This window comes from Hyphomonas sp. (assembly GCF_046313975.1).
Classification (GTDB): Bacteria; Pseudomonadota; Alphaproteobacteria; order Caulobacterales; family Hyphomonadaceae; genus Hyphomonas.
Genome location: NZ_JBKBXB010000021.1, coordinates 39,885 through 53,994 on the forward strand (window position 1 = coordinate 39,885; position 14,110 = coordinate 53,994).

Consider the following 14,110-nt stretch of genomic DNA (forward strand, 5'->3'; position numbering starts at 1 on the left):
GAATGAGTCTTCTTGTTAGAAACGCTGAACTCTGGCAGACCGCTGCCACGAAGGAATCCGGCATGATCTCGCAGAAATCGAAATATGCCCTGAGGGCCCTGCTCGCCCTGGCGGGCGCACCCGGCGGAGAGCCGATGCAGATCAGCGAGATTGCCGAACAGGAAGTGATCCCGCGAAAATTCCTTGAGCAGATCCTGCTGGACCTCAAGCGTCAGGGCCTCGTGGTCAGCCGGCGCGGCAAGGCGGGCGGCTATCTCCTGCTGCGCCGCCCGGAGATGATCACCTTCGGGGAAGTGCTGCGCCTGATCGATGGGCCGCTCGCGCCGCTGCCCTGCCTGTCGAAGATGGCTTACCGGCGCTGTGGCGACTGTGCCAGCGAGCAGGCGTGCAAGTTGCGCCGTGTGTTTGCAGAGGTGGCCGATGCCACCCGCGCTATTCTCGACACCACGACGCTCGCGGATGCGATGGGCGGTGCTGCGAAGAAGCTGCCCGTGGAACTTTAGGCCAGATCAGGCCTCGGCAGGCGCGTTGGTCATTTCCGGCAACATGAAACCGCTTTCGCCGTAGACGGCCAGCTGTGTCAGGCGCGGCAGGTCGAGGATGTCGATGCGGCTGCGGCCGCGGGCGATCAGGCCGGCCTTCTCCAGGTGTTGCAGCAGGCGGTTGGTCCACTGGCGCGAGGACATGATCGACAGGGCGATCTGGTCCTGCGTGATCGGCATGATCGTGCGCGAGGTGATTATCTCCGCATGCGGACTACCCGCAAGGTCCACGAGCCGCCGCGCGAGACGCTGCAGCGGCGTGAAGGACAGATGCTCGACCACATGCGAATACACCGCCCGCTGGGTCGCGTATTCCGGCGCGGCAAGCAGGGCATAGCTCGCCACGTCCTGCATGAAGATGCGCTGCACCGCAGCGAGCGGCAGGTGCAGCACCTCGCAGGGCTGCGAGGCGGTCACGGTCATTGAATAGCTGCCCCCGTCAAGACAGGCGAGGAACCCGGTCCAGTCTCCGGCGCGGTGCATGGCGACGAGAATGTCCTGCCCGGAAATCGTCGTGCCGATCACCTGCGCCTCTCCGGACAGGAAGCCGAACAGGCCCTTCACCGGATCGCCCTGCCGGAACAGCGGCTTGCCGCGCTTGAACTTCAGGCGCACCGCGCTGCGCTCCACATCCTCGCGGATGCGTGGCGGCAACTGGTCATACCAATGGCCCCGGTTCAGATTGATCTGATAGCGTTCCGGCATCAAGCGCCTCCCCTACAAGCACTCCCGACAACAGCTAGAGCAGCGGGCCAATCTGTCAATCACATGACACACCCTTTCGCGTTAAAAGTTACGACTATTCCCCGCAGAGACGTGCGCAAGCCGGACGCGCGCCCGCACTGCGGCCTCGAATTTGTCACATGCCGGCGATAGGCAACCCCGAGCCTGGACCATCAAGGAGATCAGACATGCCCATGCATATGCTTCGCCGCAGCATCGCCGCGCCACTTGCCGCCCTTGCGCTCGGCAGTGTCAGCGCCTGCTGCCTGATCCCCGGCTATACGCCGAAGGCTTCGACAACGGAGACGCTCATGCCTGCCGCGACCACGGTTGTGACCGGAAGCGCAACCTACCCTGAGCGGATGATTGCGCCGCCGGGCTCTGTGCTCAAGGTGGTGCTGCAGGATACCTCGCGCGCCGATACGCCGGCTGTGGATCTCGCCTCCTGGTCTGCGCGGCTCGACGATGGCGGCGTGCCGCGCAATTTCACGCTGACACCGGAAGTCCCGTTCGATCCGCGCATGACCTATACCGTGCGCGCCTCGATCAGCGGCGCGGATGACACGCTGCTGTGGACCACGGACACCGCCCATATCGTCCCCGTGGCCGCCGATGGCACCGGCACCTATGACATCGGCGAGATCGTCATGGTGATGGTCGCGGCCTATTCGCCGATGGTGGACGCAGCTCCGCTCGCGGGAACGCAGTGGAAGGTAGACGGCATGGGCGGCACGGCCGTTGTTGCCGGAAGCGAGCCGGAGATTGCCTTCAGCGACGATGGCCGCATCAGCGGCTCGACAGGCTGCAACCGTTTCTTCGGCAGCTATGAGCAGGCGGGCGATGCGCTCACCTTCTCCGACGTTGGCATGACCAAGATGGCCTGCATGGACGATGGCATCATGGGGCAGGAAATGAAGTTCGCCTCCATCCTCAATGGCGCGGCGAGCTTCACGATTGACGGGCTGGGCAACCTTGTCCTTACAGGCGCAGACGGCATCGGATTTGTCGCGCGGCCTGTGCAGGACAGCGTGCCGGGCGACCCGGCAATGCTTCAGGGCGCAGCCTGGGTGGTTGAGGATATCAACCGCGGCGGCGTGATCGACAATTCGCGCCTGACGCTGACCTTCGGCGCGGACCGGCGTGTTTCCGGCTCGGGCGGCTGCAACAGCTTCAGCGGCACATATTCCGCTGACGGATCAAGCGTGACGCTCGGCCCGCTCGCCATGACGCGCCGCGCCTGTCTCGGTGAAGCTCTGAATGCGCAGGAGACCCGGTACACGGCAGCGCTGACCGGCAAGCTCAGCTGGGCCATCCTTGCGGATGGCGCGCTGGAGCTGACAGGCGACGCGGGCAAGCGCGTTCTGCTGCGCCGCTAGCCGCCGATCGGGCCGCCGCCCTCACGCGTGATGACCAGCACGCTGGGGCGCGGCGGTGAGGCGTCACCAAAATCCGGCCAGCGTGTAGTGGGCGCTTCATAGCTCGCACCGTCGCCATCGCCGGGGTGCTGCACGGCGACGAACAGCGTCTCGCCATCTGCCGTGAAACGCGGGCCGCACAGCTCGGCGCCGACCGGCACACGGAAGAAATGCCTTCCGGTTCCGCGCCGGGGGCCTTCCGTTTCCAGCGCCCAGAGGCCGTCTGCCGCGCCGGTATCGTCATTGCCATCGGTGGAGACCCACAGTCGGCCCGAGGCGTCGATGGCGCAATTGTCCGGACTGGCGAACCAGCCGTTTTCGGTCGTGAGCGGGTTCCACACCGCGCCGACCTCCGCGACGGCGGGATCGCCGCACTTGACGAGGATTTCCCAACGCGAGGTTTCGGAGGCGAAATCGCCGCCCGGTTCGACAATCTCAATGATGTGCCCGAACCGGTTTGGCCCGCGCGGATTGGCGTCGTTCACATCATCCGCCTTGCGGCCCTTGTTGTTGGTGAGCATCACATAGGCGCGGCCTGTGCCGGGATTGGCCTCGACATCTTCGGGACGGTCCATCGGCGTTGCGCCGAGAAGGTCGCCCGCGCGGCGTGTTTCGATCAGAACGTCCGCCTGCGAATGAAATCCGTTCTCCGCCGTCAGCGGCCCCTGCCCGTGCACGAGCGGCAACCAGGCGAGCGTGCCATCGGCATCGAACCGGGCGACGTACAGCGTGCCTTCATCCAGCAGGTTATCCTCGAAGCCAGTGACGCCCGGCACATAGGCGCGCGCGGAGACGAACTTGTAGACGTAATCAAACACCTGGTCGTCGCCCATATAGGCGACCACGCGGCCATCGGGGGCGAGTACGGTTTCGGCGCCTTCATGCTTGAAACGGCCGAGCGCGGTGCGCTTGCGGGGCTTGGACGTGGGGTCAGCGATGTTGACCTCGACGACCCAGCCGAACCGGTTCGGCTCGTTGGGCTCCTTCGAGACATCGAAACGGTCGACATGGCGGCCCCACTGATACCAGCCGCCGGGCACGCCCATGCGCTTGTGATTGTCCGCCTCCGGATGGCCTTCCGGCAGCTTGCCAAGGAAGTTTCCGTTGATGTTCTCTTCCGCCATCAGGTAGGTGCCCCAGGGCGTGATGCCGCCGGCACAATTGTTCATCGTGCCGAGCACAAGCGTGCCGGAGGGGTCGTCTGTCGTGCGCAGGCGTGGATGGCCGGCGGCGGGGCCGTGGATATCCATCTGCGTATCGGCCATGATGCGGCGGTTGAACGGCGAGCCGATCACCGGCTGCCAGCCAGTCGCGCCCTTGCGGATTTCCACGATGGTGCCGCCATGCGCGGCGATTTCGGTGAGCGCGATCTCGCGTGTGACCGTCGCCGGATAGCCCTTCGTGACACCCGGGAACATCAGGTTCGTGGAGGTGTATTCGTGATTGACGCAAAGAAGGCCACGCGGCGATCCGTCCTCAGACGGATCAAGCGGCACGAAGCCGATGAAATCGTTATTGTAGCCGAACTGGCGCTGCTGCGCGGCGGCGGACTGGTTCAGCGGATCGAAAGCGGGGCTGTCTTCCCAGAGTGGGTCGCCCCAGCGCATCAGCAGGTCAGCGCGGTAACCTTCGGCGACGTGGTGCGTTTCATCGAGGCCGCGCGCGAGTTCGGTGAAGCGGAAAACGCCGGCCTCTTCCTGCGCCGCAAAGGCAGCGTCGCCTTCAGGCCGGGTTGCGCACGCGGCAAGCGCAGACGCGGCGGCGAGGCCGCCGAGAAAGCCGCGCCGCGAGAGGCGGCGTTCGATGAGAGTCGAGATGGTCTCCGCGCCCGCAGCGATGCGGGGGTTGGCAGTGATGTTTTCCGAACTGTCCATGATGACGCTCCTCTCCTCGTGCGTGACCCTACTGGCACCGGCGTGCGACAGATTTGTGTAGGCGGCTCTCAGGGCTCCGGGATGGGATAAGGCTCGAGGGATTTGAAGTCGAGGGCGTAGGCGGCGTTGCCGGTGTCGTTCAGGAACTCGCCGGTCGAAAGCGTGCCTTCGACATAGTAGGGAATCCAGATGTCGGTGATCGCCTGCCCCTCCGGCGCGCGCACGAGGATGATCTGGTTGGGCGGCGGCGGCGGCGAGTGAATGCAGGCGCCCATATAGGGCACGAAAAGGAACTCCGTGTAGCGCCCCTGCTCCGTGCCATCGAGGGGCACCACATAGCCAGGGATGCGGACGAGCTGGCCGTCGAGCTCGTGGGCCACGTCGAAGGTGCCGAATTGCGGCATGGTGTCGTCTGCACCGCCTTCCTCGATGACAAAGCCTTCGCCATAGCGCTTTTCGAGCGCGTCGTAGAACTCGGTCATCTGGCGGATGAGTTCTTCCTCCGCCCCAGGCGGCATCAGGTCTTGCCAGACGATGGGCAGCGCCTCACCGGGTTTCACGCCCCAGTATTGGGTAGGCGCATCAGATTTCTGAGTGGCAGGAGTTTCAGGCGCTAGTGCGTCCGCCCCGGCCACGGGCGCCTGCGCTGTCTCTGTTGCCGCAGGCGAGCACGCGGCGAGCAGCAGCAATGGCAGTAGGATGCGGAAAAGTCGCATGGAGAAGGCTCCGGAATTCTGAACCGCCCTAACCTCCCCGGGATTCCGGGTTTGGCAATGGGGCTAAGGCAGGGCTTGGAGCGCCGGGCACTAGCCGCTAAGGCTGAACGTTCAACCGCGGCAGATATTCCTCCCCCATGACCACGCCTTCCAAGACCCTGATCGGCATTGACCTTGGCACGACCAATTCGCTGGTGGCGGTGTTCACCGATGAGGGGCCGAAGCTGATCCCCAACAGCCTTGGCGAAGTGCTGACGCCGTCGGCAGTCGGTTATGCGGAGGATGGTACGCTGCTGGTGGGGCGCGCGGCGAAGGACCGGCTGCTGACGCATCCGCAGCTGACCGCGGCGCGCTTCAAGCGCTACATGGGCACCGAGCATGAGCTGAAGCTCGGCAAGAAGAGTTTCCGGGCGGAGGAGCTTTCCTCTTTCGTGCTGCGCGCGCTGAGGGCGGATGCGGAGGCGCATCTGGGCCACGCGGTGGACGAGGCGGTGATTTCGGTGCCGGCCTATTTCAACGACATCCAGCGCAAGGCGACGATCACGGCGGCGGAGTTTGCGGGCCTGAAGGTGAACCGGCTGATCAACGAGCCGACAGCCGCCGCGCTCGCCTACGGCCTTCAGAACCGGCAGGGCGAGTCGACCTTTCTTGTGGTAGACCTTGGCGGGGGCACGTTTGACGTGTCGATCCTGGAGATGTTTTCCGGCGTTATGGAAGTGCGCGCCTCGGCGGGCGATGCGTTTCTCGGCGGGGAGGACTTCACCGACATGCTGGCGCTGGAGCTGGGCCGGCAGCTGGGCATCAAACCGGAAGATGTGAGCCGCGAGGACGGGGCGCGGCTGCGCGCGCTGGCGGAGCGCATGAAAGTGGCGCTGACCGAAGCGCCGGAGGCGAAGGCGGAGTTTGCCCTGAAGGGCGAGGCGCGGGCCGTGAGCATCACGCGCGAAAAGTTCGACGAGATCACCGACCCGATCCTCAAGCGGCTGCGCCTGCCGATCCAGCGGGCGATTTCGGATGCGAGCCTGCGCGCCGACGACCTGCACCGGATCATCACGGTGGGCGGGGCAACGCGGATGCACGCGGTGCGCCAGCTGGTGACGCGGCTGTTCAAACGGTTTCCGGAATACTCGATCGATCCCGATCATGTCGTGGCGCTGGGCGCGGCGGTGCAGGCGGGACTTGCCGCGCGGCACAAGGCGCTGGACGATGTGGTGATGACGGATGTGTGCCCGTTCACGCTGGGCTTCGAGACCGCGATCGGCGTCGGCGAAGGGAAGTTCGAGCACGGACATTTCTCGCCGATGATCGAGCGCAATACGGTGGTGCCGGTGTCGAGATCCGACATCATCTCGCCGCTGCATCCGAACCAGACTGAAATCGTGTTGCGGATCTATCAGGGCGAGAGCCCGTATGTGAAAGACAATATCCTGATCGGCACGCTGCATGTGCCTCTGCGTGGCGGACCGAAGGACGACAAGTCCGTGGACGTACGATATACCTATGACACATCCGGCGTGCTGGAAGTGGAGGCACGGCCGCTCGCGACGAACAAGACCGAGCGGCTGGTAATCGAGGGCAATCCCGGAAGCCTGCCACGCGCAGAGATCGAGAAGCGGCTGAAGGCGCTGTCGGCGATCAAGATCCACCCCCGCGAGCAGCAGGAGAATGCCGCGCTGATCGCACGGATGAAGGCGGCGTATGAAAATTCCCTCGGCGACCGGCGCCAGTCCATCGGCAGGCTGATAGCCGAGTTCGAAGCGGTACTGGGACGCCAAGACACGCGCGAGATCAATGAGGCACGCCGGCAGATCGAGCAGATCATCGTCAATTATGAAGGCGGCGATGTCTTCTGATCCGTTCCGGCTGCTGGGCCTCGACCGCAAGTCGGCGACGGAAGCGGATGTGCGCCGCGCCTACGCCGAGCGGCTGAAACTGACGCGGCCGGAGGACGACCGTGCAGGCTTCATGGCTCTGCGCGCTGCGTTCGAACAGGCCCGCAGCGAAGCGCGGTGGCGCGAACAATATGGCGACGCGCCGGATGAGGAGGCGTGGGAGGAGGATGCCGAAGAGGAGGTGCTCTCTGCATCTTACGCCGTGCAGGAAAATTTTCTGGTGGAAGAGCCGGCGCCAGAGCTGGTGACCGCCCCTGACCATGTTGATCCGCCCGAGGAAGATTCCGAAGAGGAAGAAGACTACGACATCGCTGTGAACCGCGCCATGGCGGCGCTGGTGGATGTGTTGACGGGCGGGCCTTTCGGTGTCCCCGTGAAGCGCGTTATGGCGATTGTCGAGGCAGATGAGGTTTCCGGCATTGAGGATTACCAGACGCTGCAATGGCGCGTGCGCGACTTCCTCTGTGACCGGACGGGTTTCAATCTGGACCCGCCGGAGCTGCGCCGGCCGGACTGGCTGACGCTGGACCTGTTCGACACGCTGGACGGCTATTTCGGCTGGACGCGCCAGCCGGTGACGCAGGTCTGGGTGCGCAAGATGAATGACTGGCTGGTGCGCGTGCGGCGCCAGATTGCCGTGGAGAGCCTGCCCATGGAGGAGCGCAAGAAGGCTGAGCTCAGCCGCGCGCTGGAAGAGATGGGCCAGCCGCACACCGAGACACGGCCGGACAAGACAGGCGGCGGGATCGGCTGGCTGGGCGCGGCCGGCGGTATCATCGGCTATGCGCTGTTCCAGTTCTTCACGCGCAACAGCGGTGGCGGCTGACGCCGGGTAACGACTGTTGCGGGCGGCGGATCGAAGGTAGATTCTGGCCGAGATGCGGACACAGGGCGCGGTAAGCCGCCCGGCCGCGATGACGGAGGACAGACCCGATGGCCGATACTGGTGCGCTTGACCTTGGCTTTGACCCGGCACAGCTGAAAGCCCGCTACCGCGCCGAGCGCGACAAGCGGCTGCGCCAGGATGGCAATGAGCAATATGTCAATGTCGCCGGCCAGTTCGCGCACTATCTGGAAGACCCGTACACGGAGCGTGTTGAACGCGCACCGGTGACGGATCATGTCGAGGTGGCGGTGATCGGCGGCGGTTTCGGCGGCCTGCTGGCGGCAGCGAAGCTGCGCAAGGAAGGCTTTTCCGACATCCGGATGATCGAGAAGGGCGGCGAATTCGGCGGCACATGGTACTGGAACCGGTATCCGGGTGCGGCATGCGATATCGAGAGCTATATCTACCTGCCGCTTCTGGAAGAGACCGGCTACATGCCGGTGGAGAAATATTCAAAGGCGCCGGAAATCCTTGAACACTCGCGCCGCATTGCGCGGCATTTCGGCCTCTATGAAAACGCCCTGCTCGGCACCGGCATCACCGGCATGAGCTGGGATGACGAGGCGCATTACTGGACGATCGAGACGGACCGGGGCGACCGGTTCACCGCGCAGTTTGTCGTGATGTCGAACGGACCGCTGAACCGGCCGAAACTGCCGGGCATCAAGGGCGTCGACAAATTCAAGGGCCACAGTTTCCATACCAGCCGCTGGGACTATGCCTATACCGGCGGGACGAGCGCGGGCGGGCTGGACAAGATCGGTGACAAGGTGATCGGCATCATCGGCACGGGCGCGACCGCTGTGCAGTGCGTGCCGCATCTCGCGGCGGGGGCGAAGCATCTCTATGTGTTCCAGCGCACGCCCTCCTCCATCGATGTGCGCGGCGACCGGCTGACCGATGAGAGCTGGGCGAAGAGCTTGGCCGAGGGCTGGCAGCGCCGGCGGATGGAGAATTTCAATACACTGGTCTCGGGCGGCTATGAGCCGGAGGACCTTGTGAATGATGGGTGGACGGACATTATCCGCAACATCTTGTTCATTGCCTCGAAGGGCGACAAGCAGGGCCTCTCGCCGGAGCGACTGGCGGAACTCGCCGAGCTTGCCGATTTCAAGAAGATGGAACAGGTGCGCAGCCGCGTGGACGAGGTGGTGAAAGACCCCGAGACGGCCGCGAAGCTGAAGCCGTGGTATCGCCAGTTCTGCAAGCGGCCCTGCTTCCATGACGGCTATCTCGCCGCATTCAACCGGCCGAATGTGACGCTGGTGGATACGAATGGGCAGGGTGTCGACGAGATCACCGAGGACTCCGTGATCGTCGATGGCAAGGCCTACAGGATCGACTGCCTTGTCTATGCAACCGGCTTTGAAGTGGGCACGGATTATACGCGGCGGGCGGGGTATGATCCGGTCGGGCGCGGCGGCGTGCATCTGAAGGATTACTGGGCCGACGGCATGCGCAGCCTGCATGGATTGGCCGTACACGGATTTCCCAACATGTTCCTTATGGGGCCGGGACAGGCGGGCTTTACGGCGAATTACCCGCACTCGCTGGCCGAGCAGGCCGAGCAGATCGGCTATATCCTCAGCGAGACGAAGGCGCGTCAGGCAGGCACGTTCGAGGCGAGCGCGGCGGCGGAGGAAGAGTGGGTGCAGACGATCATCGCCAAGGCGATCATGCGCCAGCAATTCCTTGAGGAATGCACACCCGGCTATTACAATAATGAAGGCAAACCCAGCGACCGGGCGGCGCAGAACAATGCCTATGGCGAAGGGCCGAACGCGTATTTCCGTATCCTGAAAGCCTGGCGCGAGGATGGCGGCATGCCGGGGCTGGAGCTGAGCTGAGTCGGCTTTCGGCTTGAGCCGGCGCGCGTTTGCTCTAGTTTGTGTGCATGGACAATGACGCGCTCCAGAGCTGGGTTGGCCGCACAGAGGTGCAGATAGACACGTTAGGCCCCGGACCCGCCCGGGCGCTGGCGGCGACGCTGGACCAGGACCCGGACGATTTCGGGCCACGGGCCGAACTGCCGCCTCTCTGGCTCTGGCTTTATTTCCTGCCAGTGGTGCGCGCATCGGGTGTCGGGCCGGACGGGCATCCCAAGCGCGGCGGGTTCCTGCCGCCGATCACCCTGCCTCGCCGTATGTGGGCCGGCAGCCGGTGCAGCTTTTACGCCCCGGTCCGGATCGGGGATGAGCTGACCAAGGTTTCGACGATTGCGAAAGTGTCTTCCAAGACCGGCCGCTCGGGCGAGATGGTGTTCGTCACGGTGCGCCACGCCTGGTCCCGCGGCGGGGCCGAACTGATGGGCGAGGAGCAGGACATCGTCTACATGCCGATCCCGGAGGTTTTCTCCCCACCCGAGCCGACGCCGGTCGGTGCCTGCGAGTGGCGCGAGCCGGTGGCGATGGATCCGGTGCTCCTGTTCCGGTTTTCGGCGCTGACCTTCAACGGACACCGCATCCATTATGACCGGACCTATGCGATGGAGACCGAGAAATATCCGGGCCTTGTGGTGCATGGGCCGCTGCAGGCGATCCTGCTGATGGAGGCCGCGCGGCGCTGGCAACCGGGAAGACAGGCGGCGAGTTTCAGCTTCAGGGGCCTGCGGCCGTTGTTCGATTTTGATGCGGCGAGCGTCTGCGGGCGGACGAGCGAGAGCGGCGGAGTGGACCTGTTCACGGCGAATGGCGAGGACGCCGCCTGCATGCAGGCGCGCCTCGACTGGGCGAAGGCTTAAAACGCTCTAGTTACTTTCTCGTGGAGCCGGAAACCGGCACGCGGGGAGGACAATTTATGGTGAGGATCCTCGAAGGATTGCGGATTGTCGAAGGCTCGGCCTTCGTCGCCGCGCCGCTGGCCGGGATGACGCTGGCACAAATGGGGGCGGACGTGATCCGGTTTGATCGCATCCGCGGCGGACTGGACAATGCGCGCTGGCCTGTGACGAAATCCGGGCGCAGTCTTTTCTGGGCGGGCCTCAACAAGGGCAAGCGAAGTCTCGCCGTCGATATGACAACGCCGCGCGGGCAGGAAATCGTCACGCGCCTGATCTGTCAGCCGGGCGAAGGCAAGGGTATTTTCCTGACGAACCTGCGCGTGCGCGGATGGATGGATTATGACCAGCTGAAGAAGCACCGGGCGGACCTCATCATGATGTCGGTGACCGGAGACCGGCGCGGCGGGCCGCAGGTGGACTATACTGTGAACCCGGCTGTGGGCTTTCCGATGGCGACCGGGCCGGAGGATTCTACGGAGCCTGTCGGGCATGTGCTGCCGGCCTGGGACTGTATCACCGGGCAGCAGGCGGCGCTGGGCATCCTGGCGGCGGAGCGCCACCGGCGGCTGACGGGTAACGGGCAGATCGTGGAGCTGGCGTTGAAGGACATGGCGCTGGCCATGCTGGGCAATCTCGGGATCATCGGCGAGGTGACTGTGAACGGCTATGACCGGCCAAAGATGGGGAACTCACTGTACGGAGCATATGCGCAGGATTTCGTGTGCAAGTGCGGCGGGCGGATCATCATTGTCGGCCTGACGCAGCGACAGTGGGATAATATCAAGGCCGCAACGCATACGCAGGAGGCGTTCGAGGAACTTGCCGTGCGCCTCGGCGCCAATCTCAATCGCGAGGGCGCGCGTTTCGAGCACCGGCACGCGATCAGCGAGGTGCTGAAGCCCTTCTTCGATACGCGGCGGATTGACGAGTTCGAGGCCGTGTTCAATGAGCGTTCGGTCACATGGTCCCGCTATCGCAGTTTCAAGCAGGCGGTGGAGGAGGACCCGGATATCTCGACGGACAATCCAATGTTCTCGATGCTGGAGCATCCGGGCATCGGCACCTACCTGACGCCCGGAAACCCGATTGCGTTTTCAGATGCCGAGCGGATTGCGCCCGTACGCGCGCCCGCGCTTGGGGAGAACACAGACGAAATTCTCTCCGACATCGGATATTCCGACGGCGAGATTGCGAATCTGCATGATGATTTGATCGTCGCAGGACCGGCCTAGGGCCGGGGGCGTATCGGACTATTCTTCCACAAGGGCCACCAGAAGCTCGCCTTCGGAGACCTGCTGGCCGGGTGTCGCGTGGATGGACTCGATGATGCCGTCGCGCGGCGCGGCGAGGGCGTGTTCCATCTTCATGGCTTCGAGGACGGCGAGAACGTCGCCGCGGGCGACCTGCGCACCGGCCTTGGCCGTGACGCTGAGCACCTTGCCGGGCATCGGAGCTTTCACCGCGTTGCCGCCGAGGGCGGCTTCGGCGTCGGCGCTGAATTCGGGGATGGTGATGAGGAAGGTGTCGCCGCCGGAAGTAACGGCGAAGCGGCGGGGCGAGAGATCGGTGATCAGGGGGAACGGCGCTTCGTCCGCATCCGGAGCATCAGCATCAATGAGCGCGGCTTCGCCATCAGCGGCGAGGAGGACGCGGCGGCGGGGCGGCGCGTTGAGGCGGAAGCCATCATTAATGGCCCAGGGCGTGTAGTCGTCTTCATCCTCGAGCAGGAGGGTGGCAACGGCGCGGAGGGAGGCGTTGCGGTGCGCGTCCGGCGCGGCGGCGAGCGTGTCGATATGTTCGCCGATCCAGTTCACATGGTGGGTGCCGGCGGTGAATTCTGCGGACTGCGCGCAGCGGCGCAGGAAGCCGGCATTGGACGGCACACCGCAGAGCTGGGTGTGGGCGAGCGTGTCGGTGAGGGTTTCGAGCGCGGCCTCGCGGGTTTCTCCGTACACGATCAGTTTGGCGATCATGGAATCATAGTTCGATGGCACGCGATCGCCGGTTTCGAAGCCGGTGTCCCAGCGGACCAACTCACCGTCCGGTTCTTCGAGCAGGCCGAATTCGAGGATGAGGCCGGCACCGGGACGGAAGTTTTCGGCGGGGTCTTCGGCGCAGATGCGGGCTTCGAAGGCGTGACCCGAGAGCTCGATATCTTTCTGTTTCAGCGGGATTTTCCCGCCGGAGGCGACGATTAGCTGCCATTCGACAAGGTCTTGCCCCGTGATCATTTCGGTGACCGGGTGTTCGACCTGCAGGCGGGTGTTCATTTCGAGGAACCAGAACGTGTCCTTCGCCAGCGGCTTTGATCCGTCCACGATGAATTCGACCGTCCCGGCGCCCTGATAGCCGACCGCTTTTGCGAGCTTGACGGCAGCGTCGGTCATCGCGGCACGGACATCGGCGGGCATGCCGGGCGCGGGCGCTTCCTCGATGACTTTCTGGCGGCGGCGCTGAAGGGAGCAGTCGCGCTCGAACAGGTGGACAGCATTGCCGTGCTGGTCGCCGAAAACCTGCACTTCGATATGGCGCGGGCGCTCAACGAGTTTTTCGAGCATGACGCGGCCATCGCCGAAGCTGGCTTCGGCTTCGCGCACGGCGCTGATCAGTTCGGCTTCAAGGTCTGCGGCCTTGGACACCTGGCGGATGCCCCTTCCCCCGCCGCCGGCGACGGCCTTGATGAGCAGCGGGTAGCCGATCTTTTCGGCCTCTTTCGTCAGTGTACGCGCATCCTGCGCTTCGCCGCGATAGCCGGGGAGCACGGGCACGCCCGCTTCTTCAGCAATTCTCTTGGCTTCATCCTTCGGGCCCATCGCGCGGATAGCAGCGGGCGGCGGGCCGACCCAGATGAGGCCAGCAGCAACGACCGCTTCGGCGAAGGCCGCGTTCTCGGAGAGGAAGCCGTAGCCGGGGTGGACGGCGTTGGCGCCGGTCTGTTTGGCGGCGGCGAGGATCGCCTCTGTGCGCAGGTAGCTTTCGGCGGCGGGGGCAGCGCCGATGTGCACGGCTTCGTCCGCCTCGCGGACGTGTTTGGCGGCGCGGTCGGCGTCCGAGTAGACGGCGACGGTGTCAATGCCGAGGCGGCGGCAGGTGCGGAAGATGCGGACGGCGATTTCACCGCGGTTCGCGACGAGGAGTTTCGTGATTTTCACTGTTCTTGCCTCCCCTGCCCCGGTGCACGGTGGCGACCAGGACGAAACTGATGATCATCAGCAGATACCATGATCCGAGTTTCGATAAAGACACCATTTCCCAGCCATTTTCTTGCCCGGGATAGGCCCAG

Annotated in this window: 12 protein-coding genes; 7 read left to right on the plus strand and 5 right to left on the minus strand. The window is 64.5% G+C overall.

Going from position 1 to position 14,110, the window contains the following annotated elements; genetic code table 11:
- Positions 1–62 precede the first annotated feature (62 nt).
- Positions 63–503, plus strand: a complete 441-nt coding sequence (locus tag ACK4TE_RS09375) for an RrF2 family transcriptional regulator (protein WP_409911239.1) — start codon at positions 63–65, stop codon at positions 501–503.
- A 6-nt stretch (positions 504–509) separates the two neighbouring features.
- Here the strand turns inward: ACK4TE_RS09375 and ACK4TE_RS09380 are convergent, their stop codons facing one another.
- Positions 510–1,247 carry a Crp/Fnr family transcriptional regulator gene (locus tag ACK4TE_RS09380; protein ID WP_409911240.1) on the minus strand — a complete coding sequence of 246 codons (738 nt, stop codon included), beginning with the start codon at positions 1,245–1,247 and terminating at the stop codon, positions 510–512.
- A 206-nt stretch (positions 1,248–1,453) separates the two neighbouring features.
- Between ACK4TE_RS09380 and ACK4TE_RS09385 the strand changes: the two genes are divergently transcribed.
- Entirely contained in the window at positions 1,454–2,641 is a 1,188-nt protein-coding gene (locus ACK4TE_RS09385) for an META domain-containing protein (RefSeq protein WP_409911241.1), read from the plus strand.
- Here the strand turns inward: ACK4TE_RS09385 and ACK4TE_RS09390 are convergent.
- Together ACK4TE_RS09390 and ACK4TE_RS09395 are read right to left on the minus strand one after the other, a co-directional pair.
- Positions 2,638–4,554, minus strand: coding sequence for a PhoX family protein (locus ACK4TE_RS09390; RefSeq protein WP_409911242.1), 1,917 nt, complete (start codon positions 4,552–4,554; stop codon positions 2,638–2,640). The two genes, ACK4TE_RS09385 and ACK4TE_RS09390, sit on opposite strands and share 4 nt — an antisense overlap.
- A gap of 68 nt (positions 4,555–4,622) precedes the next feature.
- Positions 4,623–5,270: a DUF3299 domain-containing protein gene (locus ACK4TE_RS09395; RefSeq protein ID WP_409911243.1), complete on the minus strand. Its 648-nt coding sequence runs from the start codon at positions 5,268–5,270 to the stop codon at positions 4,623–4,625.
- A 137-nt stretch (positions 5,271–5,407) separates the two neighbouring features.
- Between ACK4TE_RS09395 and ACK4TE_RS09400 the strand changes: the two genes are divergently transcribed.
- The 5 genes from ACK4TE_RS09400 (at position 5,408) to ACK4TE_RS09420 (ending at position 12,059) form a co-directional block, all read left to right on the plus strand.
- Positions 5,408–7,123 carry an Hsp70 family protein gene (locus tag ACK4TE_RS09400; protein ID WP_409911244.1) on the plus strand — a complete coding sequence of 572 codons (1,716 nt, stop codon included), beginning with the start codon at positions 5,408–5,410 and terminating at the stop codon, positions 7,121–7,123.
- Positions 7,113–7,988, plus strand: a complete 876-nt coding sequence (locus ACK4TE_RS09405; RefSeq protein ID WP_409911245.1) for a hypothetical protein — start codon at positions 7,113–7,115, stop codon at positions 7,986–7,988. Before ACK4TE_RS09400 ends, ACK4TE_RS09405 begins: the two co-directional genes overlap by 11 nt.
- Positions 7,989–8,095: 107 nt before the next feature.
- The gene (locus ACK4TE_RS09410) at positions 8,096–9,895 is read left to right on the plus strand and encodes a flavin-containing monooxygenase (RefSeq protein ID WP_409911246.1); all 1,800 of its coding nucleotides are present in this window, start codon (positions 8,096–8,098) and stop codon (positions 9,893–9,895) included.
- A 47-nt stretch (positions 9,896–9,942) separates the two neighbouring features.
- Entirely contained in the window at positions 9,943–10,788 is an 846-nt protein-coding gene (locus tag ACK4TE_RS09415; protein ID WP_409911247.1) for a MaoC family dehydratase N-terminal domain-containing protein, read from the plus strand.
- A gap of 56 nt (positions 10,789–10,844) precedes the next feature.
- Complete coding sequence (locus tag ACK4TE_RS09420; RefSeq protein WP_409911248.1) at positions 10,845–12,059, plus strand: CoA transferase; 1,215 nt, start codon at positions 10,845–10,847, stop codon at positions 12,057–12,059.
- 18 nt (positions 12,060–12,077) lie between these two features.
- On the opposite strand, the gene ACK4TE_RS09425 is transcribed toward ACK4TE_RS09420, so the two are convergent.
- Positions 12,078–13,979 (minus strand): acetyl/propionyl/methylcrotonyl-CoA carboxylase subunit alpha, encoded by a 1,902-nt coding sequence (locus tag ACK4TE_RS09425; protein ID WP_409911249.1) that lies wholly within the window; start codon positions 13,977–13,979, stop codon positions 12,078–12,080.
- On the minus strand, positions 13,942–14,110 hold a 169-nt coding region (locus ACK4TE_RS09430), incomplete at its 5' end, for a DUF817 family protein (RefSeq protein WP_409911252.1). The genes ACK4TE_RS09430 and ACK4TE_RS09425, both read right to left, overlap by 38 nt.

Coding starts and splice junctions, on each gene's coding strand:
- ACK4TE_RS09380 (WP_409911240.1), bottom strand. CDS start 1,247: ATGCCGGAACGCTATCAGATCAATCTGAACCGGGGCCATTGGTATGAC.
- ACK4TE_RS09395 (WP_409911243.1), bottom strand. CDS start 5,270: ATGCGACTTTTCCGCATCCTACTGCCATTGCTGCTGCTCGCCGCGTGC.
- ACK4TE_RS09385 (WP_409911241.1), top strand. CDS start 1,454: ATGCCCATGCATATGCTTCGCCGCAGCATCGCCGCGCCACTTGCCGCC.
- ACK4TE_RS09410 (WP_409911246.1), top strand. CDS start 8,096: ATGGCCGATACTGGTGCGCTTGACCTTGGCTTTGACCCGGCACAGCTG.
- ACK4TE_RS09375 (WP_409911239.1), top strand. CDS start 63: ATGATCTCGCAGAAATCGAAATATGCCCTGAGGGCCCTGCTCGCCCTG.
- ACK4TE_RS09390 (WP_409911242.1), bottom strand. CDS start 4,554: ATGGACAGTTCGGAAAACATCACTGCCAACCCCCGCATCGCTGCGGGC.
- ACK4TE_RS09420 (WP_409911248.1), top strand. CDS start 10,845: ATGGTGAGGATCCTCGAAGGATTGCGGATTGTCGAAGGCTCGGCCTTC.
- ACK4TE_RS09405 (WP_409911245.1), top strand. CDS start 7,113: ATGTCTTCTGATCCGTTCCGGCTGCTGGGCCTCGACCGCAAGTCGGCG.
- ACK4TE_RS09400 (WP_409911244.1), top strand. CDS start 5,408: ATGACCACGCCTTCCAAGACCCTGATCGGCATTGACCTTGGCACGACC.
- ACK4TE_RS09415 (WP_409911247.1), top strand. CDS start 9,943: ATGGACAATGACGCGCTCCAGAGCTGGGTTGGCCGCACAGAGGTGCAG.